This window comes from Fusibacter bizertensis (assembly GCF_029914245.1).
Lineage (GTDB): Bacteria > Bacillota > Clostridia > Peptostreptococcales > Acidaminobacteraceae > Fusibacter_C > Fusibacter_C bizertensis.
In genome coordinates, this window is the sequence record NZ_JARYZI010000010.1 from 113,966 (window position 1) to 140,150 (window position 26,185).

Here is a 26,185-nt window from a genome sequence, read left to right on the forward strand (position 1 = left end):
TGAACAAGAGTAGAGATGGAAATATCTGTACTACCGAAAAATAGCCAGGCAACAGAAAGGGAAGTTAGAAGTTTAAAACATATGAAGCGTCAAGGTCTTAGAATCTTGGCGCTTTTTGTGTTGACGATTTACCAATAAATGGATATAATAAAGTCAAAAGGAAATATATACCATATGGCAACACAAATCAAAACAATTGGTGTTAATGGCATAGAGGGTTACATTATTGATGTACAAGTCAAATTGATTAACGGTCTTTCGACGATGAACATTGTAGGTCTTGGTGATGTAGCTGTTAAAGAAGCGAGAGATCGAATTGAATCGGCTTTTGAACATTTGCATTTCAAATTCCCCAGAAAGAAAATAGTGATAAATCTTTCGCCCAGTGATATAAAAAAAAGTGGTACATCTTTTGATTTACCTATGCTCATAGGCCTTTTGATCGAATCAGCTGTTTTAAATGATGTTGGTATCAAAATTGAAGAGTTTATTTTTATAGGCGAGATAGGTTTGACTGGTGAATTACAGCATACTCGAGGGATACTTCCCATGTTAATTCATGCTAAAAACATAGGGATAAAGAACATTGTCTTGCCACTAAAAAGTTTAGAAGAAGCAAAACTGGTCAAAGGATTAAACTTATACGCATTTACACAAATAGACGATGTCGTCAATTGGCTTGAAAAACGACAATATCATAGACCAATTATAAGTGTCGAAGCGCGTCATTTGAAAATTCAAAACAACCTAGATTTTACAGATGTTAAAGGACAAGATTTAATTCTTGAATTTGTGGCAATTGCAGCTGCCGGAAACCATAATATACTCCTCGTTGGACCTCCGGGCTGTGGTAAATCAATGATTGCTAAGCGAATGCAGACGATTCTACCACCTATGACAGAACAAGAAAAACTTGAGAGTATGGCTATTCACAGTGTTTCAGGGACTTTAGACAAGGCAAATATAGTCGGACAACGCCCCTTTAGAGCACCACATTACAATGCATCTACAAGCGCAATAATTGGTGGCGGTGCCACTGCACTTCCAGGTGAAATTTCACTCGCACACAATGGTGTTTTGTTTTTAGATGAATTTCCTGAATTTGCACGTCAAACATTAGAAGCTCTGAGACAACCTTTAGAAGATCAAAAAGTTACCATTTCAAGAGTGAAGCAATCAAATACGTATCCGGCTCATTTCATATTAATAGCTGCAATGAATCCTTGTCCATGCGGTTATTATGGTCACACTTCATGTTCTTGCACTCCCTATGAAATTAAAAAATATAGAAACAGAATTTCTGGACCTATTTTTGATCGAATTGACATTCAAAAATTCTTAAGTCCCATAGATATGTGGGAGGCAAAATCAATGTCAAATACAATTACTAGTGAAAATCTAGCAACAAAAGTTGCAAGAGCACGAGAGCTTCAAGCCAAACGCTTTAAAGACCATTCTATCCATACGAATTCTCAAATGGAACCATACCATATTGATAAGTACTGCCAATTGAATTCAGAATCAGATCAACTTATTAAAACAGCATTTGAACGTTATACCTTTAGCGCTAGAGTTTATAACAGTATACTAAAAGTTGCAAGAACTTGCGCAGACCTTAGAAGTTCTGAGTCTATTGAAAAAGAAGATGTAATCTTAGCACTTATGGCAAGAGATTTAGATAAAGCAAAATCTTAGGAGGCAATATGAAGTTTTGGATTTGGTTAAATGATTTGAAAGGATTTACGTTAGCAAAGAAGAAAGAACTCCTTTCTATTTATAAAGATCCAGAAACAATATGGCACACATTCAAAAATTTAATAATAGTTACAGATGATGCACTTGATTTATCGTTAGCAAATGAAATTATTCACAATCATGACCTATTGAACATAAAAACACTAACGTTTCATGATGCAATACAAATCAATCCCAACGCTCTACATGAAAAATGGCCGCTTGTATGTTATTACATAGGTCATATTTACAAGGGAACCTACACTTCTATCATAGGGACCAGAAATTATTCAATCATGGGATATCATTATACAGAAAGGTTGTGTAAATCACTCGTTGATAAAAACCACATATTAACAACTGGTTTATCAAAGGGGATTGAAACGTTAGCTATACAAAAAACCATTAAGTACCGAGGAAGATTGATGGTTTTTACTACTTGCGGTTTAGATAAATGTTACCCAAGTGAAAATACTCATCTTTTTAAAAATATAAAAGAAAATTATTGCGTACTGTCATTATATTCATGTTATACGCCAGTTTTTAAATCACATTTCAAAGAAACGAACACTTTCATGATGCTGTGGTCGAATGAAGTCATGATGATTGAAGCATCTAAAAGCAGTGGGTCTATTAAGTCAGCACTTATAGCAAATGAATTAGGACGTAAGGTATATGCCGCATATGATACCCGAGAATCTCATCGAAATTCAGGCAATAATTTTTTAATAAATGAGAAATTCGCGTCAAAATACAATGTTTCATTGCCTGAGCAGTTAACATTTTATATACAAAATCCAATTTTACTGTCAATTAAAGAAAAACCAAGATCGGCTGAATATCTACTTGAAAGGTTTGATCATACTTTCGAAATTCTTTTAGAACTTGAATTTCATAGGCTGATTCAGTTAAAAGCAGATGGGTGGTGGCATTATAATGGTTGGTGATTATGCCTAAAAGAAAAATTGATTATATCAAGGGTGGTATTTATCATATTGTGCAACGTGGTAATAATAAAGCTTTTATTTTTGATGATCAATTAGATAAGGCACAATTCTTGGATATTATAAAAAAGGTAAATGAAAAATACCCTTTTAATATGCTATATTATGTGTTAATGGATAATCATTATCATTTCTTAATTGAAATGCAAGATATTTCAATAAGTAAAATAATGCAGGCATTGAATTACGGTTATAGTGTTCACTATAATAAAAAATATAACAGAACAGGGACCATTTTTGGATCACCCTATAAAGCGTATTACATTAAGGATACAAAGTATCTTATCCGAGTTATTCAGTATATAGCTGAAAACCCTGTTAAGGCAAAGATGGTCAAACAAGCGAGCGCTTACAAATGGTGCGCGCATTCAGAAATTATCTCAAAACAAACGGATATTGTAGCAAAAAAACGTATATTTTTTTACCTAAGTGATGAACAGGAAAAAGGATTAGATATATACATGGATCTTTTAAACTCAAGTCAGTATTTTGATTTGGGTTTAGTTGAAGCAAAAGCGTTTAATGAGATACTGAGTCAACAAATTAAAAAGGAAAAGTTAGAGGTTATCATCCAAGCATTTTGTGATGTCAATGGTTTTAATGAAGCCGTTTTATTTCAAGACAAACGCACTAATCAACGTACCACAATAAGAAAAAGATGTGCAAAACATGCTTCAGAATTAGGCTATACAGTGAAAGAAATTGCTGCTTATTTAAAAATTACGCCGCGATCAGTACGGATGATGATCGTGTCGTTTAATGATTGAGAACCTCTACTAATTGTTATATTTCTTTTCTTTTACTCAATCCATTTTTAGGAAAATCATCAATGCGAAAAGCGCCAAGATCTTAAGACCTTGACGCTTGATTTCTTGAACTTCCAACTTCCCTTTCTGTTGCCGGGCTATTTTTCGGTAGTACAGATATTTCCCATTAAACACGCATCATTTTAGTAAAGAAATCTACTAAAAAACCACTTGCGCAACTTGTGATTAAGCTTGATCCAAAAACACCTGCATGTTTTTTGATAAATGTACTAAGTTCCTGTTTCTCATCTCGAATTACCATTTTATGCGCTGCTTTAACGATTTTTGTTTCTTCAGCTTCTTTTGGAAGATCCATAAGAAGTGTAAATAGCGCTTCCTCAATTTCAAGCCAGTTAAACTCGTTACCATAATTCACATTTACCGTATTGTGATTACCCGTTGTAATTACTGAATTTGTCGTTATCTTATAATTACTCATAATTTCCTCTACGCTTGCTTAAATTCAATTTTATTTTCGTCTCCAACGGTAATAACTGAATTTTTAACATCTATCACATAATTACTTTTAGACGAATTTGAACAATCCTTTAGCACTTCCATAACTTTATTTAAAAAAGTGCGTTCCTTAAAGTTGATATAGAAGATTGAGCCTGAATTAAGATGGATCACCATATTCTCACCGCTGTTTGAGTTTTTCGTATATGTATTATATAACATATACCCCCCAAAACCTGCCACCATTAAGCCAATTAGTATCGCAATAAATGATTTAAGCGATATAATCAAAAGACCACCTAAAACTGCCGCTATAGCTGAAACTGGATAGTTTCTTTTGCTACCAGGCGCGATCGATACCTGTGATATATTACTAATTTGAAGAAAATAGTCATTAAAGGCTAATACATTTCCCTTCACTTTCATAATTGGTGTATCAATGACCTTTTCATCACTGCTAAATAGATTTTTTAATTGTTCCATATTACTCCTCCATTGTTATATATTTCAATATACTTATTTTATAACACTTATCATTATAATAAAAGCACTATTAATCTATTTATGTAAAAGAACAAAAAATGAATTTTGAGTAAAAAGACCAGAGTAAACAATAGTTGGAGCAACTTTATCAACAACTAAAGCAGCAGTTTCAGAAGCAACACCTGCGAATGCTAAAGTTGTCCCATAATTTTTGTGAATTTTGAATTTGAAGGATCAATAGTTGCCATGGCATTTGTATAAGTTACTTTAATTTTGTTTGTAGCAACAAATTCAAATCCTGATTCTAGTAAACCAGGCGCAGTAGCTTGTATATCACATTGCTTCAGAACTTTCTTTCCTTGAACTTCCGGAAAACTGCCTGGGAGTGTGGGTTACGATAAAAGTTTGTATTGTCCCAAACTTCTTCCACATGATATAATAATGTGGCTTGCTAGAGGTGTTTGTTAGAGAGGTTTATGATGGTTTTTTCAAGTTTAACATTTATCTATTATTTTTTACCACTATTGATTATATTATATTATGGGACAAAGTCTTCAACGATCAGAAACTTAGTGTTGATCGTGGGTTCTTTGTTTTTTTACGGTTGGGGTGAGCCAGTATGGATCAGCCTCATGGTGATCAGTGCTGTGGTTGATTTTACCAACGGTAAGATCATAGATAAAAACCGCGATAACAAGCTGAGGCATGTGGCTTTAGTGGCTTCTATCGTGATAAATCTAAGTTTTTTGGGTTTCTTTAAATACTATGGTTTCTTAGTAGAGAATATCAATTATATATTTGGTTTAAGCATCAAGTACCATCAACTGAGTTTGCCAATCGGGATCTCTTTCTATACGTTCCAGACGTTGTCTTATACGTTTGATGTCTATAGGGGACAGGCTAAGGTGCAAGACAGTTTTATGAAATTCCTCATGTTTGTATCACTTTTTCCCCAACTCGTTGCAGGTCCCATCGTTCGCTATGTGGATATCGCTGAGCAGATTAACCACAGGAAAGAGAATTTTCATCAGTTTAGTACTGGGGTGACGCGGTTTTGCACTGGTCTAGGAAAGAAGGTAATCATCGCCAATACGGCGGGCAGTTTATCCGATCTCTTTTTACAAGGAGACTTTAGCAAGATGTCTGTAGTAGGTGCATGGCTGGGGATACTGCTGTATGCTTTTCAGATCTATTTTGACTTCTCTGGCTATTCTGATATGGCCATAGGACTAGGTAAGATGTTTGGCTTTGATTTTAAAGAGAACTTTAATTATCCATATATATCAAAGAGTGCTTCAGAGTTTTGGAGAAGGTGGCATATCTCACTGGGGTCTTTCTTTAGAGACTATGTCTATATCCCGCTAGGTGGGAACAGAAAGCACTTTATAAGAAATGTGCTAGTCGTATGGTTCTTAACAGGGCTATGGCATGGGGCAAGCTGGAACTTCATCTTATGGGGGATGTACTATGGTCTGTTGATCTTTTTAGAGAGAAAGCTATATGGACACTTACTAGAAAAACTACCGGTGTGGGTACAGCATACCTACCTGATCGTGGTGATGCTAGTTGGATGGGTGCTTTTCTACTTTGTCGATCTCGGCGTAGGTATGACTTATATTGGCATGATGTTTGGTGTAGGCGTAACGGCGTTTATCGACCCGATTACGTGGATTCATATAAGGAGCAACATCTTCTTTATAGTGATGGCTGTGCTACTTTCTACGCCATTTTTAGTAAAGATAAAGGCAATGATTGTGTCACGATTTGATCTCTTTAAATCTGACCTACATGTAGTCTGGAATATCATCATGGTCTTCCTAGCAACGACCATGCTAGTGGGTCAATCTTATAATCCTTTTTTATACTTTAGATTCTAGGGAGGATAACATGTCACATAAAGTGAATTCTATCATATTTGTTATCCTTTTACTGTGTATAGGGGTTTTAAATACGCTTTATCATACAGATGATGCGGTATCAGAACTTGAAAACAAGGAACTGCAGTTGTTTCCAGAGCTCTCATTTGAGGCTGTCTTTGAGGATCAGTTGACGTATAAGATCGATCGTTTTATCTCGGATCAGTTTATACTTAGAACGCCGCTTATTAAACTATCGGGTTCGATCAGTGCCTTATCAGGGTTTAAATCAGATATCACCATCAGTGTGGCTAAAGATAATATGATCGCTAGTTTTGTAGAGGAAAGTACAAGTGGGAGAGCTGAATCTACAGAAATTACAGAAACTACAGAAGAGAATGCTGATCAACAAACTTATGAGTTTGGCGATATAGATGTAAATTATGTGGTGTTTGATGATCGTGCTTTTGCTGCATTTGATGAGAACATACCGGCTGAGCTTGAGTATACTGATGCGATCAAAGGGTTAAGCAAAAGGTTTGAGACAGTGAATTTCAGCGTCCTCTTAACGCCTACGCAAGTGGCCTTCTTGGATAAGTCTTATGCGTCGCTTACAGATGATCAGGTTGCTTCACTTGAGAGGTTTGAAGGGTATTTTGCGAGTGATGTCACGTATGTAAATGCATATCACAAATTAAAGGAAAATTACTCTGAGGACTTGTTCTTTAGGACAGACCATCACTGGAATGGTCTTGGTGCTTATTATGGCTATCTAAGTTATTGTGAAGCGAAAGCAATTAAACCTATACTCAGAAAAGATATGGTATACACTGAAATCAAGGGGTTCTTAGGCTCTGTGTATAAGCTGATGAACAACCAAAATCTTGGCAAGCACCCCGATAAGATCATGATCTATACACCTAAAATTAATGTCTCAATGGATCGGTATAAAGTGGTGAAGGGTAAAACGGTGGTCTCTGTGCCAGATATTCCTTATATGGCATCTGAAGCGCTTATGGGAGACAAGGTGTCTTACAAAGCTTTTTTAGGGGGCGATTGTGCCATGACGGTGATCCATAACCTCGACGATACCACGTTGCCTAAGTTACTAGTGGTCAAGGATTCTTATGGTAATGCACTTGTACCTTATCTTGCAGGAAATTACAGCGAGATCTATGCAGTTGATCCTAGACATTATGCCGGAGATCTTTCAGAGCTTTTAATTGAAAAAGAGATCGAAGAGGTACTCTTTGTTAATAGTGCCAATATCACACGTTCAACTGGCTATGCTGATTTGATCTTAAAAGCTTTTAATTAAGTGTTTTACGATAGTCAGTAGGGGTCTGGTTGTAGTGATCTTTAAAAGTACGGTTAAATGAAGACAATGTACTATAGCCAACGGTTTGTGAGATGGTTAGTACCGTTAAGCTAGTAGACATAAGTAGTGAAGCAGCCATCTTCATCCTGATCTGGGTTAAGTACTGTAGGGGGGATTGATGGGTTGCCTTTTTAAAAAGGGTTCTAAAGTGAGAGACACTTAGGTGGCAAAGTCCGGCGAGTGCATGGATACTTAGAGCCTCTCCATAATTTGAAGACATATAATTAAGCGCAGGTGAAATCGCAGTAAACTCCTTCTTAGAAAATGCCGGTAAGTTACGGACAGAGGGGTGAGCTGTAGAGGTCAAGCTGCGCATTATTTTTATAAGGAGATAATGCAGTAAATCAGACACTACCTTTTGATACCCATAGTTTTTTGTTTTAAGTTCCTTGATGACCATCTGATAGAGAACCCCTAAAGTAGGATCAAGTGATTGGGGGATAAGTGGTGATAACTTAGCTCTTTGTACCATCAAGTTATGGATCAGGTCAAAGTCATCTTTACAAAGCTGATTGAGGTCGGCAGTGATAAAGTACCACTGGCTAGGGACTTCATCTGGACTTTGTGCAATATGAGGTTGATCGGGAAAAATAAAGGATAGATCTCCTGTGTTAAAAGTATGTGTATGGTGGTCGACAAAAAAAAGTCCTGAGCCTTCAAGGCAAAGTCCAATCTCAAACGCATCGTGATAATGTAGGTGCTGTTCGTCTTGGTGGTGCTGAATATGATGAAAATATGAAACCGGAAAATGCGCGGATAAAGGCACATCTACATAATCTACACTGGGTAATAATCGTCGTTTTTGCATAGTTTAACCTCGAAATTAGAAAGATATGACTTATTATATCGTATATGATGAAAGAAAAGTAGTAAAGACTATGAGATATAGAGTCAAAAATGTTTTTAAAAGGAGATAAGCGATGTTAGAAAACCAATTATGGGCGATTTATGAGAAAGAGTTATACTTAGAATGGATGCAGGCAAGAGACGAGGGAAAAGATGTTATGGCTTATGAAGAAATATGTAAGTCTATCTCTGAAACCGCTATGCGTGAGGATAGAATGGTTGATTCTACACATGCTTTAGCTTTAGCAGTGCGCAGAAAATTACTAGAGGCACCGATACTTGAAAACTATAGTTACGTTGAACCGTCAGACCTGGCTGGGATCAGAGAATGTAAACCTTCAAGAAGGCATCATTTTAAACCACTCGTTATGGATACCATGGATGAAGCAGCAATCAAGGATAAATTAGCGGGTGCTTGGATCGGTAGAATTAGTGGTTGTTTGCTGGGAAAACCGCTTGAGATAATGATGAGTGAGCCAATAGACGTTGTATTAAAAGGGACGAACAATTATCCATTACACCGTTACCTAATGTATAGTGAGTTAACGGACTTGGTCAAAGATCAGATCGCGTATGACAAGCGAGAGAGCTGGCAAAACTGCTGGGCGGATACAATAGGCGGTACTGCTCCTATAGATGATGATACCAACTACACAGTATTTGCCATGAAGCTACTTGAAAACTACGGAAAGGATTTTCGTCCCAATGATGTGCTAGAGGCGTGGCTCTGTTGGCTTCCTATGTTCTCTACTTGTACTGCTGAGCGTATCGCCTATCGCAATGCCGCTAGTGGACTTTATGCACCGGAAACGGCAACGTATCTCAACCCTTATCGCGAGTGGATAGGCGCTCAAATCAGAGGGGACTTTTTTGGCTATGTCAATATGGGTAACACGGAACTTGCTGCCGAGATGGCGTGGCGAGATGCAAGTATTTCTCACGTGAAAAATGGTATCTATGGTGAAATGTTTGTCGCTGCTATGATCGCAGCAGCTGGTGTATGTGATGACGTGATGACAGTTGTTGAAGCGGGTTTAGATGAAATTCCCCTTGCTTCTCGTCTGAGACGTGATATAGAAAAGGTGATCACCTGGTATAACGAAGGCTGCTCAGAGACTGAGATCATCAAGCATATCCATGAAACCTATAACGAAAAGGTTTGGCATGGCTGGTGTCATACTAACGCGAACGCGATGGTTGTAGTGATGGCTTTGCTTTATGGTAAAAAGGATTTTGGAAAATCTATCTGTTTGGCTGTTCAAGCTGCATTTGATACGGACTGTAATGGTGCAACTGTAGGCTCTATAGTGGGCATGCTAGTTGGTGCACAAAAGATTCCCGCTTATTGGTATGAAATATACAATCAGCGCTTGTCGACTAGCATCATGGGATACAACATGGTTACTGTACCGCAGTTAGTTGAGCAGACGTTATGTGTGATGCGAAAGATTAATTAAGTTTTTGTTCAAAAGGTCAAGTTTAAATCGAGGATACCGATAAATATAATAGCATTATTAAAAAAGCAACTGATTGGCAAATGCGATTCAGTTGTTTTTCTTATAGAATGATAAAAATCATATTGAGGAGCACAGAATGAAAAAAAGTCTAAGTTACATATCAATTATAATAGTGGTTATGTTGCTCTGCAAAGCAGGGGGCACTTATCCTCTTTCCTATGCAGAAGAGATCAAGATCAATGATTGGCCTTTGATGAAAGAGGCGATCGCTTATGAAGAGGCGAAAGACTATGTCCATGCTATCCAGTACTGGGAGAAACTAGTTGACCTATATGCAGGGTATACGAACTCGGCGAGTTATGAAAACGGGGGGCATTATGCTGACCGGGCTGGCGATTATTATGCAGGTGTCTTTGGTGGTGATGTTTTTGACCCTATAAAAGCAACTGCCTACTACGAAAAAGCATATGATTCTTATGTAAAATTTTGTGAGATCAACGGTGATGCGGGTAACAGCTGGACTTATGTATCGGTACAGAGGAAGCTAGACGCCATAAGGTCTGAGCTAGAGCTGTACATCGAAAAAGAACTTGTGAGCCTGCCGCCAATGACGCGGGAGTTGGCGAAGTTTGAACCTGAAAGTGGTTTGATGATCGGTCTTTATGGCGAGGGAAATGAAGCGCTTTACAGTGGTTTTGGTGTTGATCCACTTAAAATCAAAGAAGTGTACGGCGAGTGTCCTTCTTCACTTCTTTACTATAATATCTATGGCAGTTCGCCTTTTCCTACGGCTGCTGGTGAAAAGATGAAAGCTGTAGGCGGATCGCTCCAGATCCATATGCAGCCATTTGATTTAAAAGCTGTTAAGGATGATGCGTATCTCCATGCATTTGCAAAAGAGGCTAAAGCGTCAGGCGTACCTGTTTTTCTTAGGTTTGGTGGTGAGATGAACGGCAACTGGGTACCGTGGGGTATGCAGCCGGATCTCTATATCGAAAAGTTTAGACTTGTGCACGACATTCTGGCTAAAGAAGCACCAAATGTGGCGATGGTTTGGGCGCCTAATTTTTTCCCATGGGATAACATGACGAGTTACTATCCTGGTGATGACTATGTGGACTGGGTGGGGGTAAGTTGCTATGCGACGCTTACCTATACACAGGATACGAAAGCATCAAAGCTCTTAACCAATCCTATAGACCTACTCAGTCATATCGTGGCTGAATATGGGGATCGTAAACCTATCATGATCGTGGAAGGTGCTGTGTCTTATACTGCAGCGCTTGAACCCACTATCGATTATACCCAGTGGGCTGCAAACAATATCAAAAGGTTTTATGCGTTTATCCCAAGGGTTTATCCTCAGATCAAGGCGATGTATTATTATGATTCAAAAGGTGCGGCAGGTGCAAAGGAGAACTACATGCTCTCTGAAAATCCTGTTCTAAAGACTTTGTATACAGGTATTATCAAAGGGGACTATTATCTATCTACGCTTGAAAGTGCTGATTTTAGGTATGTTTTACTTGGGACTACTCTGGAAAAGAAACCACAGCGCATCAGTGCCTATGTGAAATCTTATGAACCTGTGATTGATAAAGTTGAATATTATATTGACCGTAAACTGGTTAAGGTGTCAAAGCAGTTGCCTTTTGTTTTTGAGTACGATTTTTCTAAGTCTAGTTTAGATCATGCACGTATAACGGCGAGAGCCTATTTACCCGATGGAACGCTTGTGATGCAAAAAGACTATGAAGTGGATCTCATATCGCCGGTGATCAAGGTCAAGTATCAAGGCGAGGTCCTTAGGTTTGACCAAGCACCTGTGGTGGTAAATGGTAGGACGCTTGTGCCGATGAAGCGCATCTTTGAGGCTTTTGGGATGACTGTTTCTTATGAGGCGAGGACGCGGACGATTACTGCGGAAGGTCAAAATCACAAAGTGGTGCTAGTACTAGGGGAGAAGACTGCTTTAGTCGATGGAGAAGTTGTTGCGCTGGATGTGCCTGTAACTGCTGTTGCTGGTCGTACGATGGTGCCGCTTAAGTTTATCGGACAAAGTATAGGACTTTCGGTTACTTATGATGGGGCGCAGCGAACTGTAATTATAGAATAATCCTTGTGTAAGCCATATAATTTTAAGCAGATGTATAAATAAAATTTTATTACTATTTCGTAACAAATTGTCTTGATTTTCACAACCTATATGCTAAACTAATTTTAATGCTGTTGATCAAGAGATTGGTCATGATGGCGAAAAATTAGGGCATGGGGGGATATTGTGAAAAGTTTTTTTGAAAAATGGAATCAGCTGAGTATCGTTAAAAGGATCCTAGTAGGTCTCTTAATCGGGATCGTGTTAGCGGTGCTTTTACCTGAGAAGGCTTCTTTTGTGGTTATATTTGGTTCGCTTTTTGTAAGTGCACTTAAAGCGGTTGCGCCAATTTTGGTTTTTTTCTTAGTGATGAGTGCGATTGCGCAGCACAAAGCTGGGCATCAGACCAATATGGGATCGATTATCAAGTTATACTTACTAGGTACGTTTTTAGCCAGTGTCATCGGTGTTGCAGCGAGCTTTTTGTTCCCTGTAAACTTGACGATGGCAACGGCTGTGGACAGTATTACGCCTCCTGGAGGGGTTGTCGAAGTTTTGAAAACGCTTTTGCTTAATGTGGTTGATAACCCTGTTAAAGCATTGTTTAACGCAAACTATATCGGGATTTTAGCTTGGGCGGCTTTACTTGGGTATATGTTAAGACATGCAGCAGATACGACTAAAACTTTGATTAGTAACTTTGCAGATGCGCTATCTAACATCGTGCGTTTTATCATCAACTTTGCACCACTTGGTATCATGGGTTTAGTGTTTGACTCTATTGCAACGAGCGGTTTAGAGACGCTTTTAAGCTATGTTAACTTGCTAGTGGTGTTGGTTGGCTGTATGGTTTTTGTAGCGCTTGTGGTGAATCCTTTGATCGTATATACACAGATCAAGCAAAATCCATATCCACTTGTGCTTAAAAGTATCCGCGTCTCAGGTCTTACGGCATTTTTTACCCGTAGTTCAGCGGCAAATATACCTGTGAACATGGAGCTTTGTGAAGACCTTGGTCTGGATCGTGATAATTTTTCTGTGTCGATTCCTCTTGGAGCGACGATTAACATGGCAGGTGCTGCGATCACGATCTCTGTTTTAACGCTTGCTGCGGTGCATACGATGGGGATACAAGTCGATATAGCAACTGCTCTTATCTTGAGTTTGCTTGCGGCTGTAAGTGCATGCGGGGCTTCTGGTGTGGCTGGTGGTTCACTGCTTCTCATCCCACTTGCATGTAGTTTGTTTGGCATCTCCAATGATGTGGCGATGCAAGTTGTAGGAGTTGGGTTTATCGTAGGCGTTCTTCAGGATTCTTGTGAAACGGCGCTAAATTCTTCAACGGATGTGATCTTCACTGCTACGGCAGAGTTTAAAGAGTGGAAGAAAAAAGGAAAAGAAATCGTTATTCCAAAGTAAATAAAGCTTAGTAATGCTCAGAGAAGCAGCTGGGTTCAGAGATATCTGAACCCAGCTGCTTTTTTATATGTAATTGGTCTATTGTTCCTATGGTTTATAGTGAAAAATGGGGGTATCATTAAATATGTACTTTTGTTAGTACAACTTTTATTGCGAATTAAGTGACATAAGCTCTATGTATGAGTTAACATATAACGATATACTATTATAATGAGTTGCAAAAAAGGGAGAATGTTATGGAGAAGGTTAGAGTAAAACGCAGTATTAGAAAAACTTTTGTCATCATCTTTATTGGGGTGATGCTGATGACACAAGTGGCTGTGGGGATAGGGACTTCTATTAAAGTTAAAGATGTCTTTTTAAAGAGTCAGAAAAACATGGTAAATGATCTGGGGCAGCAGATTGGACTTTCTGTTGAAAATTATCTTTCCGGGTATGAAACGATTGTCAGATCGGTTGCAGTGCAAACTTCTGCTAAGTCGATCATGTCTGATCCAGGCGCTCAGAGTGATCTGCTTGTGACGCTGGATACTTTTGTAAAGGCGAATCCAGATATCCTTTTCATCTATCTTGGGACGGAAGACAAGCGCATGGTGATGAAGCCAGACGATGACCTTGGTGATTATGATCCTACTACGAGAGATTGGTATATGGCGGCTAAAGCAGCTGGGACTTTTATATGGACTGATCCATACTTTGATGACACCGTGGGTAAGATGGTGGTAACTGCTTGTGAACCCGTATATGATAAGAGCAACAAGTTTGTCGGTGTATTGGCAGCAGATATCGCGCTAGATACCCTGAACAAACAGACGGAGTCTATTAAGATCGGCGAGAAAGGTTATCCGATCATAGTGGATGCGAATAACGTGATCATGGCACATGTAACCCCGGAGAAGATAGGAACTGAACTTACAACGGTTCAGATCAAAGATGCGATAAAAGATTTGACAAAAGAAGGTGTGGAATACAGCTATGATGAAGGTGGAAAATCGAAGCTTAAGTATGCTTCTATCTACAGACTTACTGATGTAAACTGGGCTGTTGTATCCACTTTATACTATGATGAGATTCAAGGTCATATCAACGAAATTATAGGCTTAAATGTCATAGAGTCTGTAATTGCGACACTAATCGCTATTGGGCTGATCTATGTGTTGACCAATGCTTTTAATCAACGTATTAAGAAGTTGATCGAATCCATGCAACATGCAAGAACTGGTGATTTGGGGGCCTTATCGAAGATTGATTCAAAAGATGAGATCGGCGTTTTAAGCCACTACTTTGATGAGACCTTGCTAGACCTTGGTAAGCTGGTTAATAACATCCAGCAAGTTTCGTCACATCTGACCATGTCCTCTCAAAGTTTAGCTGCTACCAGTGAAGAAGTCAGTGCTTCTGCTGTCGAAGTGGCGAAGACGGTTGAAGATATCGCTAAAGGTGCGCAAGATCAAGCGCAAGATGCAGAAAAAAGTGCATTTATTGCACAATCACTATCTGAGAAATTTGATGGATTAAACCAGTATACTGAAGATATGATCAGGTCAGCAGCGAGTACTGGTGAAGCTTATGATGGCGGTATCTTATCTGTCAATGAACTCGGTGACAGAAACAGGGAATCACTTGAAGCCAATAAAGAAATTGAAGTTGTCATCAGACAGTTAAATGATAGAACCAATGAAATAGGCACGATCTTAGATAGCATCTCGGCGATATCTGTTCAAACCAATCTGCTAGCTTTAAATGCATCTATAGAGGCTGCTAGGGCAGGCGAACATGGCAGAGGGTTTGCTGTAGTTGCTGATGAAATTAGGAAGTTAGCTGAGCAATCGTCAAGTGCGGCAGATGACGTTAAGAGAATTGTCTCTAATATACAAGCAGATGGTTCAAAATCTGTGGAAAGTATGGGAGTTTTAAAAGAGATCTCTGATAAGCAAAACGATGCAGTGAAAAAGGTGGTCTCTGCTTTTGATACGATAAGGTCTGCCTATGAGGTGATCTCTACAAATATAGATCATATAGGGACTTCAGTTGAAGGTGTTAACCACGATAAAGAAAAAATAGTAAGTAGCATAGAGAATATATCAGCTGTCTCTGAAGAAACGGCTGCTGCATCTGAAGAAGTGACAGCTTCTATGGAACAACAATCTTATGCAGTGGATGAGGTAGCTAAAGCAGCTCAAGAATTAAACCAAATTTCAGTTGAGCTGAATCAAGAGATCTCAAAATTTAAAGTATAGATAGTTGTATAGTTAACTGAAAAAGGATGCCAAATGGCATCTTTTTTCTTTGTCACGCATTTGTCACAGATATGTTCGGCTTATGTCACGACAAGTTGGTATCATGTGTTAGAAGTAAAAATAAGGAGAGATTTTATGATGAAGAAATTATTATCAATCAGTATGTGTATAGTGTTACTTGCATTTAGTGTTTCAGGTGCAGTTTTCGCTGTTGACGGTAGCCCACTTGATTATCCTGACTACATAAACGAAGCTGGAAGCAACAACGCAAATGGACCACTTGAGATGTCTGTTTCAACAACTTTAGATAAGGCAATTTATCTCCCAGGTGAGACGGCAACGATTGGCTTAAATATCAACAATATCGATAAAGGTGATAAAGGATCAAATGGTAATCGAGATCTCCTTTTCGTGATGTATGATGGACAGGGCAATATTATCAACAATTATCCAAATCCTATAACGATTAGTAACATAGATTCTTTTCATATCGAAAGTGGAGAGACAAAGACGTTAGATCCTTTCCAATATATGATTCCAAGCGATATAGCAGTTGATCAAGTCGTGTTAAGCTATACGGTTTATGACTTTGGAAATTTTAGTGGATGGAAGAAAACTGTAGTTGCAAATGGAACGATTACTTTACCAATTAAGCTTGGCGAATCAGTAGATATTTCTACTCGAATTTATGAACTTGTATCAGACAGTTATGTGGATGCATCAAGTATAGTTGCAAACGCAGATGCGGGTCAAATAGATTTTGCATATGATGATCAACAGTTTACTCAAACTGAAGGCGATTCAACAACGCGTGTGATGGCACTTGGAACAGTCGTTTCTTTAGAAGCAATCGCAAAAACAGGTTATGAGTTTGTGGGCTGGTATGCAGATATTACGGGTGGCTCTACACAATCAAACCCTAGAACTGTAGAGATCACAGCTTCAAAAACATCGCTTACACCTAAAGCAATCTTTAAAAAAATTATTCAGAACAAGATAGATTTTTCAGTATCAGATAGCTCTCCTGATATGGGAACAATAAGTGCAACAAGTGGAGAAGTTACTATCACAAGTGGTTCTACACATCCTGCTGGAACAGTTGTCGCTTTAGTGGCAGCACCTGTTGATGGCGCTAGAGTTAAAAGTTGGACTGTAAATGGTGTGGACCAAAACTCAACTGAAGACCAATTGGATGTCACTTTAAACAGTGATCTTGTAGTTGTGGTAACTTTTGAAGAAATACCAGCACCACCTTCGACAGAACCAGTAACAGAACCAGTAACAGAACCAGTAACAGAGCCAGTTACTCAGCCAGCTACTCAGCCTGCTACACAGCCTGCTACAGAAGCACCAACAGTTGCTACAACTGAAGCGGCAACAGAAACGATCGTAGAAGAGGAAGTTGCACTTGGTAATGCAAATACGCCATTTAACTTTGATTCAATATATGATCAACAAGAAGTTACCACAGTTGAAGCGACAGATGAAGTTACGATTTTAGATGAAGCTGTGGCACTTGGCGATGCTTTACCACAAACAGGCCAATTGCCAGCAGCACTTTATATGAGCATCGGTAGCATCATAACTGCTCTAGGTGTCTTTATAAAGATCAGAAAATAGTGAGTATTCAAAATTAAATTATGTTTTAAATCCAAAAGTGGAGATGATTGTATTCATCTTCACTTTTTTTGTCATTGACAATTACGTCGATCTACTTTTAACTTTGTACTAAAATATGTACACTTAAGATATGGTATGCGGGGATTAGAAACGTTCGGGGTGAACTTATGTGTTAGGAGGTAACGGGGATGTTGATGATAAGAGGTAGACTATACATGTTAGTGGTGATACTTGTGATAACTGCGAGTTTACTGTTTATAACAGGGTGTAGCAAAGAAGAAACAAATGCTGAAGCAGAAACAAATGCGATAGCAGATACGGTTTTGAAACCGCTTGCTGTTATTGATGATTTTAATTCTGAAAATGTCGTGGGCGCACTGGAAACTGATGGCATCGAAGTGGTTTTGCCTGAAGGCGCTCTAGGGGAGGGCTCTGAGGTGAGCGTCGCTATAGGTGGTGAAATCCCAACTTATGATAAAGCACAGATGGCGCTAGCTGGTGGTGCGCTTGATATCAAATTCAGTGGTGCACAAAGAAGGACGGATGCGCCTATACTTGTGAAAATCGCAGTTGATCAGAGCTACTTTGCAGACCACCAAGAGCTAGAAGGATTTAAAGCTGCACATTATGGTCAGGCTACTGGGTGGACTTATACGATGCCTGTGGAAGTAAATCCAGAAAAGGGCTATATAGCTTTTGAGATCTATAACAACGATTTATGGGGGACAGCAGAACTCACTGAAGCAGAAAGAAAAGAACAATATATCAAAGGAAAAGCACTCCAAAGTTGGGGAGAATCTCAACTTGAAGGAGATGTACAAGCTGCAACCAAAGAGATGATCGAAAGCATACTTGTAAACCAGTTCAACGCAACGAATAAAAGTGAGATTGAGTTGGTATCGAAAGCGATCTTAAAAGAACTCAAATACGGTAGTTTGGAATATGGTAAGCTTGCAACAGACTTGATGAATAAAGATTTTAAATCCTATACTGCTAATGTCGCTTCAATGATCGGACAAACTTTTGCAAATGCTTATGAAGCAGATGCATTGTCATCTACTTTTGGACAGTTAGGTAATGCTGCGGAAGCCGCTGGCTATCTATGGGAAGGTGACTATAGTGGTGCTGGGATGAAGCTCGCAGAGACGATCTCTGAGATGTCACCGGCTTATAAAGTTGCTAAAGTTGCTGTAGATGTAATCGATACCAAAATCAACAACTGGAAGAACAATGGTATTGAAGAAGCCTATAAAGCTTTTAAGGAAGGCTCTAATGATTATATACTATTTGGATATAACAACGAGCCAGAGAATTTTGGTGAAGTTTGGGATCAAATGAGGGGGCTTGCTAGACAGATTGAGATGGATGCAGTTAAGAAATACGCTGCTTCTATTGGGGTGAAAGAAAGTGAACTGAGTCAAGCGCAGATCGACAAAGCGAAAACCAAGGCGAGGGAAACTTTGAAAGATCAGTTTGAAAAACGTATCAAACAAGAAGAAGAGATCGCGCTTCAAGAGGCAAATGAGCGAGAAGTGCTCGCCCAATTTGAAAAATATGGTCTACTTGAACGTGGTAGAGTTTGGTATCCTTATGAACAAAGTATGGAACGGATGTTAGATCGCCTTTATGAACAAATCAAGAGAATTCAACTGGAAACAGGTAGGTTTGGCATCGTCTATAAAGATGGAGACCTACATGATCAGGCAAGGGGACTTGACTATATCGGGATTGTCAAAGACGATGAAATGAAGATGTCAGACCTAGCAAAACTCATCAAGGAAAGGTACGTTTTTGGTGAGGCTGCCTATGAGAAGATGTTAAAAGAGATGGGGTATGTCAAAGATTATGAACTAGAATCAGGTACTTACAAAGGCACGCTGGTAATAAATGATGCACCAGTACTAGAAGCTGCCAAAAAAGCACTTGATGATCCAGCTTCTGTACCAACTGTTACTGATGCAGAGGGTGAAGAATGTGAAGAGTTCGATATCAATGAAGAGGAAATACAGGTTCAAGTGCAAGAGGCCATCAACAAAGGTAATTCTGTGATCGGGGTTGAAGTACCTATCACTTTGATCGTAAAAGAAGGAACAGAAAAAGGTGTGTTCACTGCAACACTTAGGATCGACTATGCATCGGCATTTCCTGACTATGGCTGTGAGGAAGCAACTGACGAACCCTATAATTTGTCTTTTAAAGAGGGTGTCATCACTTTGACTAATACACTAGTCGATGAAGGTTTTACGATGAATTCTGTCTTTAAGGGGACTTTTGAAGGTGAAAATAAACTCAAAGGGACGTTTGAAGCAACGACTACAGAAGATGAATACAGTGGTTATGCTGCGACAAGCGTACTTTATTCAGGAAGTTGGAAAGTGAGTAAATGATGCAAAACATCAGTGAATATGTGATATTTAATTGCATAGCTGCCTTAATACTTGTTTTTTATAGCCTACATGTGTTAGCCGACAATGGGTTTAACATCAAATCAAGGCTCTTGCTAATCTTTAGCATGAGCCTTTCTTTTCTTGTGGGATCACGTCTTTTATATGGATTACTATACTTTGACAGGGTCAAAAGTGATCTAAGTATACTTTTTGAATTAAGGCTGGTTAATTTTTCGCTATATGGTGGGCTATTGCTTAGTCTTCTGGTGTTTGTGGTCGTGGTTAAGCGCCAAAGTGTTTCGGTGTATAAGATATCTGATGCGATGATGCCAGTTCTTGGTCTGGCTTTGATGCTTTCAAAACTGGGGTGTTTTTTCAATGGATGCTGTTACGGTGTGCCAACCAATTTGCCTTGGGGGATGATTTTTGAGCGTGCAGATGGGAACGCAGTTACCAAGCTCTTAGGGGCAAGCCCTTTGATCAAGCTGATCTCAGGCGTTAATCACGTGACACGTCATCCAACACAGCTTTACGAATCGGGTTTTGCGCTCCTGGCAGGTATAGCTGCATTTTTAATCTTGCGCTCACAAAAAAAATCAAACACACGATTTGGTAATACGTCAAAGAGTGGTTTTGCAACTTTAGTCTTTATATGGATTTATACACTTGGGCGCTTTATATCCTTTTGCTATCGCGAGTTTCCTCAAGCATCGGATCTTTCAAATTTTATAAGAGGACCTCTAATCTATGGCACTATCTTAAGTGTGACTACAGTTCTATTTTTGTTAAAAAGGCGTTAAGTTTTGTTAGAAGCTTGACCAAAGCTAAATTTAACTATAAAATAGTTTTGAAAAAACAACTAAGAGATGTGCTTTTAGTCATAGATAATTTGGAGGATATTATATGGTTTGTTGGAAGTCGGAGTTTGAATATGGAATTCCAATGATTGATGATCAACATGAAAAGATGCTTGAGATTTGTGGTCAACTTTTTAACTTGGTCTATGGAAAAGAATCGAGCAAAGTGACTGATGAAATGACATCACTTTTAAGAGAACTCAAAAGCTGTAGCAAGATCCATTTTGAAACTGAAGCACTTCTTTTTGGTGCGATCCCCCATCATACGCAGTCGGATGCTCAAAAAGAAGAACAGGCAAAGTTTATACAGGCTATTGATCTTTATCTTGATCAAGCTCAAAAGGTAAATTATGATGACTATGATAACATCGAACAATTAAAAACTTTATTGAGCTTTTCGTTAGATTGGCTTATAAAGCATATTCTAGTGACGGATAAACAGTTCGTTCCTTTTCTAAAATTAAGTGGACAGGGTATGCGGTTAAGTGTGTTCTGCTAAAAGAATACTATATACATACTTAGTGACTTAAGTTGCCACAGGTCTGCCACAGGTTGTCCTTTGATATCACAAGAGGCATAAGGCTATAATTTAATTAAGCCATATGGTTAATATGATTAAAAAGGAGCGTAATTATGAAAAAAAATAGTTTTTTAAACAAGGTGGTTATCACATCGCTAGCGGTTATTTTATTAGCAGTTCCCACTTTATCTTTTGCAGATGTTAACGCTGACAAAGCTGTAGGTATGGATAAACGCGGCGAGAGGATAGAATCCGCTGCTTTAAAATTTGATGAAAAAATAGCTGATGCACTAGGAAAAAAAGATGCTTATAGAGAGAAGATGACGGTGCTAATCGGTGACTTTGCACCAGAACTACAAGGTGAGTTTGATGCATTATGGGATACACACGATAGTCTTCACACTGGTCTTATTGCAGAGCGTACAAGAATTTTAGAGGAAAAGCAAACTGAGACTAAAGCACTCTTTGACGAGGTGAAAGCTGCAGTTGCAGCTGGTGACATGACACGTGAAGAAGCTAAACTGGAACTTACAGGACATAGAGAAGCACTTCAAGCTGATAAGGCTGCAACTCAAGCTGAATTAGATGAAATTAAAGCGACTTACGATGTTCCTGAAGGCACGATCCGAGTGATCAATGATGCTATAAAAGCTGCTGTAGAATCGGGTGATGTAGCTGCGGTAAAAGCAGGCCTGACTGATCTTTTAAATAGTTTGGCTAAGCACTTAACCTTTGATCAAGCCAAATTAGATTTTTTCCAGACAAAGTAAACGTAAATTAAGTTATATTATAAAATGGATTGAACTTTCAAGAAAGTATATTCTTGAAAGTTCTTTTTGTCTTTTAAGGGTTTGTAATAATGCGTTTTTTATGTTAATCGGGGTATAAACCTAGGGAGAAGTAACGCACTTTTACCGAGCACTTAAAATCGAGGAACCCTTATGGATCGAAAAAAATATGATCTATTGATTATCAAAAGAATTGAAAAAAGTGTTAATTTACTTATCCCTATTGCAGCTATTATAGCGATTATAAGTGCTGTGCTAGTTTCCATCAGTGGAGAGCGCAATATGTTCGTGATAATCGATACAGCTATTGGGGTCGCTTTTATCTTACTCTACATATTTAAAGGAAGCATTTCTACTAAGGTGAAAATCGTATTTTTGGCACTTATCACTACGGGTCTTGGAACGGTCTCAATTTTTCAATCTGGTTTTTCAGGAACGGGGATCATCCTCATTGCCCTTAGTAATCTTGTTTATGTAAGTTTTTTATCAAGAAAAGCTGGTGTCATCTATACCGCTCTATCGCTTGGTATATTAGCGATGCCATCTTTTTTAATTTCTCTTAATCTGTTTGCTTTTAAAGGTTATAATGCTTTCCTTAATAATGAACCTACAGAGTGGCTACTTCATATAGTTGCATATCTGATGTATGGGATCGTACTGATCATCATCATCGATGCCATCAAAGCATATCTGATTGAAAGTATTGACGATAGTCAGAAAAATGCTGAAAGGTTATTACAACTCGCTTACTATGATCAACTCACTGGGCTACCTAACAAGTTTAAGTTTATTCAGCATCTTGATGGCATCATGCCAACGGAGGGGTGGATTTCATTGCTTAGCATCAGAGGCTTAAATTTAATTAATTCAATTTATGGCAGCGATGTCGGCGATCGTGTAATTAAACATATTGGTCATCAGCTTGTGAAAAGTGCAAAAGAAGGTGAATTTGTCGCTAAAACAGGTGGTAATGAGTTTGTCTGGTATAGTAAAACCGTTGATCCAGAGGTAATTTTAAATCGTATACTGCTATTAACTGAATCTATATATAACAGCCATACGGATGCAGATATCCCTACTAAATTGAATTTCAATACAGGATATGCCAACATTGAGGGCGATTATGTTAGTATCACGAAGATCATGCAAAAAGCGTCATTGGCGCTTGAACAGTCTAAGTCCAGTAAAAGTTCTAGCATCACGAGATATGATCAGCGCCTTGAAGATCAGTTTAGAAACGAGGAGGAAATGAGAAGACTACTCCTCAAAGCAATTGAAAACAATGAATTTTATATCAGTTATCAGGAAAAGAGAGATTGTATTGTAGGTAGGGTAATAGGACTTGAGGCGCTAGCAAGATGGGATTCGCCAGAACTTGGCAGCGTTTCTCCTGCGGATTTTGTACCTGTTATTGAAAAATCAAACTTAAGTATAAGCTTTGGAAACATGATCGTCAGACGTGTGCTTGATGAATATGAAGTACTAAGTAAAAACTATAAAGAGTTAGTGACTGTATCCATCAATATTTCACCTATTCATCTATCTTCTGATGAGTTTAGTGGTTTCATAATACGTGAAACTTTAAACCGTGGGATTAAACCAGAACAAGTGGTACTGGAAATTACTGAGGATAGTTTAATTGAAGATTTTGAAGGTGTTTCTGAGACGCTGTACACACTGAGGAAAGTGGGTTACAAAATTTCGCTAGATGATTTTGGTACGGGTTATTCTTCGCTTAGTTACTTAGCGAGACTAGGTTTTGATGAACTCAAGATAGATAAATCTTTTATCCAGCGTTTAGGACTGGATGATCGCACAGGTAACTTGATACGCGCTATTATTAACCTCAAAGACACCTATGGTATCAGTATCGTTGCAGAAGGTGTTGAAACTGAAAATCAGAGTAAGACACTGCTAGATCTTGGTTGTAGTGTCCATCAAGGGTTTCTTTTCTCAAGACCGACGCCACTGTCTAGACACTAGTAAATTCTGAATTTTATGATAAAATATATAAGAATAATCGTTATTTGAGTCTATCTCAATAAAGCATAACTTGCTGATTTTGATTTAGATTTTTTTTTGAGAATTTTTATAGGAGTAAGTATGAATGGTTTTAACGTGTTTGAAGAGTCGCTTAGACAAGTGTCTAATAAATTAGGTACATTTAAATTGAAAGTTCAAGATGAGAACTTTGAGATCTTTGAATCACATGTCCACGCCGGTCGCTCCATTATCTGTCAACCTTATGAGTGTGAGGATGCACTTAATAGTGTCTATGTTATACGGGGTAAGTTATATCACTCCAATGAAGATCGATATATAAGCTCTGGAAGTTGGTTTACTTTTAAAAATTTAGAAGAGACACAGCATTTAAGTGTTGTAGAAGAAACATCGCTTTTGACAATTAGAAATAAAAACATCACTGAGCACCAACTTGATTTTATGGAAAGAATCGTTCCTTTTATGGATGAAATTCAATTAAAAGATCACTATACAGATGAGCACTGTAATCGTACGGGTAATTTGGCAGTTCAAATTGCTACTTTCATGAAATTAGACGAAGTTGTAATTGAAAATATCCTTTTTCTTGGTAAAATTCATGATGTTGGTAAAATAAAAATTTCAGAATCGATACTTAATAAGCCTTCTAGGTTAACGGATGATGAATACGATATTATCAAAACCCATCCTCAACTTGGTTATGAAATTATCAAACATCTTGTGGACTATACGCATTATGCTGAAATTGTCAGGCAACATCATGAACGTATAGATGGCAGTGGCTATCCAGATGGCTTAAAATCTGGTGAGATTTGCATGGAGGCTAAAGTGATCGCTGTGGCGGATAGCTTTGATGCCATGACTTCTGATAGGCCTTATCGTGCGGGTTTAAGCCTTGAGGATGCTATGTCTGAGATGAAAAGATGTTCTGGTGTTTGGTATGATCCAGATGTTGTAAATGCACTTTTGACAATTTTAGAAAGAACGAAAAAGATAAAATAATATGATTACCATAATATTAAAACTATGAAATCGCTATATTTTTAATCAAATTCCAAAAATAAATTAATAAATTTTTAACTAAGTTGAAGAAATCTATTTACGATTTGCTAAGATGTGGTAAAATCATAGGTGAGGAATGTTTTACAAAGGATAACATAAATTAATAAGGGGGTTCCTTAATGAAAAAAGCATTATCGTTAATTATGGTACTTATGTTAGTGATGGTAAGCGTGCCTGCTTTCGCAGCTGACGCTACAACTTCTGCATCAGAAGCTTGGGTTGAGCCAACAACTACAACAACTACAACAACAACTACTAAAGTTGAAGTTCCAGCTGGTGCTGCAACTTACACAGTTGTAAAAGGCGATGTTTTCTGGAAAATCGCAAAAGACAATGGTTTAACTACTGCTGAATTAGTAAAATTAAACCCACAAATCAAAAACCCTGCTATGATCGAAATCGGTCAAGTGATCATTTTAAAAATGGGTGCTGATGTAACTACTGAAACTCCTGCAACTCCAGTTGCTGGAACAAAATTATACTCAGGTCTTGGCATGGTTGATAACTACAGAACTGGTCATACTAGTTTCAACGTAGTTGCTGCTAATGCTGTATTTGACCAAGATGGTAAAATTGTTTCTGTAAAAATGGACGTAACTGAAATTTCGCCATCTGATTTTAACTGGATCGACGAAGCAGACGCTGATAAAGTTGCTAAAGGTCTTGCAATGGAAGAAGAAATTGTAACTAAAAGCGAACTTAAAGAAGAATACGGTATGGCTGCTAAAGCTACTACTGGTTTAGAGTGGTATGAGCAAATGGAAAACTTTGAGAAGTTTTTCGTAGGTAAAACTACTGCTGAATTAAGAACTTGGTTTGAGAAAAACACTGATGCTAACGGAAGACCAATCAAGATTGGTACTGAACTTAAAGCTGAAGATCAAGCAAAAGTTGACGCTTTAACTGCTGATGAGCAAGCTGTATTAGCTGACGTAATCACTGGTGCTACTATGTCTTTACATGATGGCCACGGTTACTTCTTAGAAGCTGTAGAAAAAGCTTATGCTAACAGAGTTATGATCGAAGTTGCTAAATAGTAAATTGCTAGAAATTATATAATTATTTGTAATTTTGAACAAAACATTCCGAATTAAATGTTAAAGGTGCTGTTGCAAATCTAAGAATTAGATTAGCAGCAGCATCTTTTTTCGTACTTCTTGGAAATTCAATGAATCT

The 26,185-nt window shown here is 38.2% G+C and carries 21 protein-coding genes; 18 read left to right on the forward strand and 3 right to left on the reverse strand.

What is annotated here, in order from left to right; genetic code table 11:
• The first annotated feature begins 15 nt into the window (after window positions 1–15).
• The 4 genes from QE109_RS13950 to QE109_RS13965 are packed head-to-tail and all read left to right on the forward strand — an operon-like array spanning window position 16 to window position 3,505.
• Entirely contained in the window at window positions 16–138 is a 123-nt protein-coding gene (locus QE109_RS13950) for a hypothetical protein (RefSeq protein ID WP_281095150.1), read from the forward strand.
• A complete protein-coding gene (locus QE109_RS13955; protein WP_281095151.1) occupies window positions 139–1,695 on the forward strand; it encodes a YifB family Mg chelatase-like AAA ATPase in 1,557 nt (518 codons plus the stop codon).
• Window positions 1,696–1,703: 8 nt separating this feature from the next.
• A complete protein-coding gene (locus tag QE109_RS13960; RefSeq protein WP_281095152.1) occupies window positions 1,704–2,681 on the forward strand; it encodes a DNA-processing protein DprA in 978 nt (325 codons plus the stop codon).
• A 2-nt stretch (window positions 2,682–2,683) separates the two neighbouring features.
• The gene (locus tag QE109_RS13965; RefSeq protein WP_281095153.1) at window positions 2,684–3,505 is read left to right on the forward strand and encodes a transposase; all 822 of its coding nucleotides are present in this window, start codon (window positions 2,684–2,686) and stop codon (window positions 3,503–3,505) included.
• A gap of 166 nt (window positions 3,506–3,671) precedes the next feature.
• Here the strand turns inward: QE109_RS13965 and QE109_RS13970 are convergent, their stop codons facing one another.
• Both QE109_RS13970 and QE109_RS13975 read right to left on the reverse strand, forming a co-directional pair.
• Window positions 3,672–3,983, reverse strand: a complete 312-nt coding sequence (locus QE109_RS13970; RefSeq protein ID WP_281095154.1) for a hypothetical protein — start codon at window positions 3,981–3,983, stop codon at window positions 3,672–3,674.
• Between the two features lie 8 nt (window positions 3,984–3,991).
• Window positions 3,992–4,483, reverse strand: coding sequence for a hypothetical protein (locus tag QE109_RS13975; protein WP_281095155.1), 492 nt, complete (start codon window positions 4,481–4,483; stop codon window positions 3,992–3,994).
• 479 nt (window positions 4,484–4,962) lie between these two features.
• On the opposite strand from QE109_RS13975, the gene QE109_RS13980 reads away from it, so the two are divergent.
• Both QE109_RS13980 and QE109_RS13985 read left to right on the forward strand, forming a co-directional pair.
• On the forward strand, window positions 4,963–6,360 hold the full coding sequence (locus tag QE109_RS13980; protein WP_281095156.1) for an MBOAT family O-acyltransferase: 1,398 nt from the start codon (window positions 4,963–4,965) through the stop codon (window positions 6,358–6,360).
• Between the two features lie 10 nt (window positions 6,361–6,370).
• Window positions 6,371–7,657 carry a DHHW family protein gene (locus tag QE109_RS13985; protein WP_281095157.1) on the forward strand — a complete coding sequence of 429 codons (1,287 nt, stop codon included), beginning with the start codon at window positions 6,371–6,373 and terminating at the stop codon, window positions 7,655–7,657.
• On the opposite strand, the gene QE109_RS13990 is transcribed toward QE109_RS13985, so the two are convergent.
• Window positions 7,650–8,525 carry an AraC family transcriptional regulator gene (locus QE109_RS13990; protein WP_281095158.1) on the reverse strand — a complete coding sequence of 292 codons (876 nt, stop codon included), beginning with the start codon at window positions 8,523–8,525 and terminating at the stop codon, window positions 7,650–7,652. The genes QE109_RS13985 and QE109_RS13990 overlap by 8 nt on opposite strands.
• Before the next feature lie 112 nt (window positions 8,526–8,637).
• On the opposite strand from QE109_RS13990, the gene QE109_RS13995 reads away from it, so the two are divergent.
• From QE109_RS13995 to QE109_RS14050, 12 genes are all read left to right on the forward strand, one after another.
• Complete coding sequence (locus tag QE109_RS13995) at window positions 8,638–10,020, forward strand: ADP-ribosylglycohydrolase family protein (protein WP_281095159.1); 1,383 nt, start codon at window positions 8,638–8,640, stop codon at window positions 10,018–10,020.
• Between the two features lie 136 nt (window positions 10,021–10,156).
• Window positions 10,157–12,136, forward strand: a complete 1,980-nt coding sequence (locus tag QE109_RS14000; RefSeq protein WP_281095160.1) for a stalk domain-containing protein — start codon at window positions 10,157–10,159, stop codon at window positions 12,134–12,136.
• 165 nt (window positions 12,137–12,301) lie between these two features.
• Window positions 12,302–13,534, forward strand: a complete 1,233-nt coding sequence (gene sstT, locus QE109_RS14005; RefSeq protein ID WP_281095161.1) for a serine/threonine transporter SstT — start codon at window positions 12,302–12,304, stop codon at window positions 13,532–13,534.
• 236 nt (window positions 13,535–13,770) lie between these two features.
• Window positions 13,771–15,774 (forward strand): methyl-accepting chemotaxis protein, encoded by a 2,004-nt coding sequence (locus QE109_RS14010; protein ID WP_281095162.1) that lies wholly within the window; start codon window positions 13,771–13,773, stop codon window positions 15,772–15,774.
• 135 nt (window positions 15,775–15,909) lie between these two features.
• Entirely contained in the window at window positions 15,910–17,394 is a 1,485-nt protein-coding gene (locus QE109_RS14015; protein ID WP_281095163.1) for an InlB B-repeat-containing protein, read from the forward strand.
• A gap of 188 nt (window positions 17,395–17,582) precedes the next feature.
• Complete coding sequence (locus QE109_RS14020; protein ID WP_281095164.1) at window positions 17,583–19,781, forward strand: hypothetical protein; 2,199 nt, start codon at window positions 17,583–17,585, stop codon at window positions 19,779–19,781.
• Complete coding sequence (locus tag QE109_RS14025) at window positions 19,781–20,581, forward strand: prolipoprotein diacylglyceryl transferase (protein WP_281095165.1); 801 nt, start codon at window positions 19,781–19,783, stop codon at window positions 20,579–20,581. Before QE109_RS14020 ends, QE109_RS14025 begins: the two co-directional genes overlap by 1 nt.
• A gap of 103 nt (window positions 20,582–20,684) precedes the next feature.
• A complete protein-coding gene (locus QE109_RS14030; protein WP_281095166.1) occupies window positions 20,685–21,137 on the forward strand; it encodes a bacteriohemerythrin in 453 nt (150 codons plus the stop codon).
• Between the two features lie 134 nt (window positions 21,138–21,271).
• Window positions 21,272–21,928 carry a hypothetical protein gene (locus tag QE109_RS14035; protein WP_281095167.1) on the forward strand — a complete coding sequence of 219 codons (657 nt, stop codon included), beginning with the start codon at window positions 21,272–21,274 and terminating at the stop codon, window positions 21,926–21,928.
• Between the two features lie 171 nt (window positions 21,929–22,099).
• Entirely contained in the window at window positions 22,100–23,929 is a 1,830-nt protein-coding gene (locus QE109_RS14040; protein WP_281095168.1) for a putative bifunctional diguanylate cyclase/phosphodiesterase, read from the forward strand.
• 120 nt (window positions 23,930–24,049) lie between these two features.
• Window positions 24,050–24,949, forward strand: coding sequence for an HD-GYP domain-containing protein (locus tag QE109_RS14045; RefSeq protein ID WP_281095169.1), 900 nt, complete (start codon window positions 24,050–24,052; stop codon window positions 24,947–24,949).
• Between the two features lie 179 nt (window positions 24,950–25,128).
• Entirely contained in the window at window positions 25,129–26,046 is a 918-nt protein-coding gene (locus tag QE109_RS14050) for a LysM peptidoglycan-binding domain-containing protein (RefSeq protein WP_281095170.1), read from the forward strand.
• The last annotated feature ends 139 nt before the right edge of the window (window positions 26,047–26,185 follow it).

What these genes read in the sequence shown, in the direction of transcription:
- QE109_RS13950 (WP_281095150.1), top strand. Translation starts at nt 16, where the DNA reads ATGGAAATATCTGTACTACCGAAAAATAGCCAGGCAACAGAAAGGGAA.
- QE109_RS13955 (WP_281095151.1), top strand. Translation starts at nt 139, where the DNA reads ATGGATATAATAAAGTCAAAAGGAAATATATACCATATGGCAACACAA.
- QE109_RS13960 (WP_281095152.1), top strand. Translation starts at nt 1,704, where the DNA reads ATGAAGTTTTGGATTTGGTTAAATGATTTGAAAGGATTTACGTTAGCA.
- QE109_RS13965 (WP_281095153.1), top strand. Translation starts at nt 2,684, where the DNA reads ATGCCTAAAAGAAAAATTGATTATATCAAGGGTGGTATTTATCATATT.
- QE109_RS13970 (WP_281095154.1), bottom strand. Translation starts at nt 3,983, where the DNA reads ATGAGTAATTATAAGATAACGACAAATTCAGTAATTACAACGGGTAAT.
- QE109_RS13975 (WP_281095155.1), bottom strand. Translation starts at nt 4,483, where the DNA reads ATGGAACAATTAAAAAATCTATTTAGCAGTGATGAAAAGGTCATTGAT.
- QE109_RS13980 (WP_281095156.1), top strand. Translation starts at nt 4,963, where the DNA reads ATGGTTTTTTCAAGTTTAACATTTATCTATTATTTTTTACCACTATTG.
- QE109_RS13985 (WP_281095157.1), top strand. Translation starts at nt 6,371, where the DNA reads ATGTCACATAAAGTGAATTCTATCATATTTGTTATCCTTTTACTGTGT.
- QE109_RS13990 (WP_281095158.1), bottom strand. Translation starts at nt 8,525, where the DNA reads ATGCAAAAACGACGATTATTACCCAGTGTAGATTATGTAGATGTGCCT.
- QE109_RS13995 (WP_281095159.1), top strand. Translation starts at nt 8,638, where the DNA reads ATGTTAGAAAACCAATTATGGGCGATTTATGAGAAAGAGTTATACTTA.
- QE109_RS14000 (WP_281095160.1), top strand. Translation starts at nt 10,157, where the DNA reads ATGAAAAAAAGTCTAAGTTACATATCAATTATAATAGTGGTTATGTTG.
- QE109_RS14010 (WP_281095162.1), top strand. Translation starts at nt 13,771, where the DNA reads ATGGAGAAGGTTAGAGTAAAACGCAGTATTAGAAAAACTTTTGTCATC.
- QE109_RS14015 (WP_281095163.1), top strand. Translation starts at nt 15,910, where the DNA reads ATGATGAAGAAATTATTATCAATCAGTATGTGTATAGTGTTACTTGCA.
- QE109_RS14020 (WP_281095164.1), top strand. Translation starts at nt 17,583, where the DNA reads ATGTTGATGATAAGAGGTAGACTATACATGTTAGTGGTGATACTTGTG.
- QE109_RS14025 (WP_281095165.1), top strand. Translation starts at nt 19,781, where the DNA reads ATGCAAAACATCAGTGAATATGTGATATTTAATTGCATAGCTGCCTTA.
- QE109_RS14030 (WP_281095166.1), top strand. Translation starts at nt 20,685, where the DNA reads ATGGTTTGTTGGAAGTCGGAGTTTGAATATGGAATTCCAATGATTGAT.
- QE109_RS14035 (WP_281095167.1), top strand. Translation starts at nt 21,272, where the DNA reads ATGAAAAAAAATAGTTTTTTAAACAAGGTGGTTATCACATCGCTAGCG.
- QE109_RS14040 (WP_281095168.1), top strand. Translation starts at nt 22,100, where the DNA reads ATGGATCGAAAAAAATATGATCTATTGATTATCAAAAGAATTGAAAAA.
- QE109_RS14045 (WP_281095169.1), top strand. Translation starts at nt 24,050, where the DNA reads ATGAATGGTTTTAACGTGTTTGAAGAGTCGCTTAGACAAGTGTCTAAT.
- QE109_RS14050 (WP_281095170.1), top strand. Translation starts at nt 25,129, where the DNA reads ATGAAAAAAGCATTATCGTTAATTATGGTACTTATGTTAGTGATGGTA.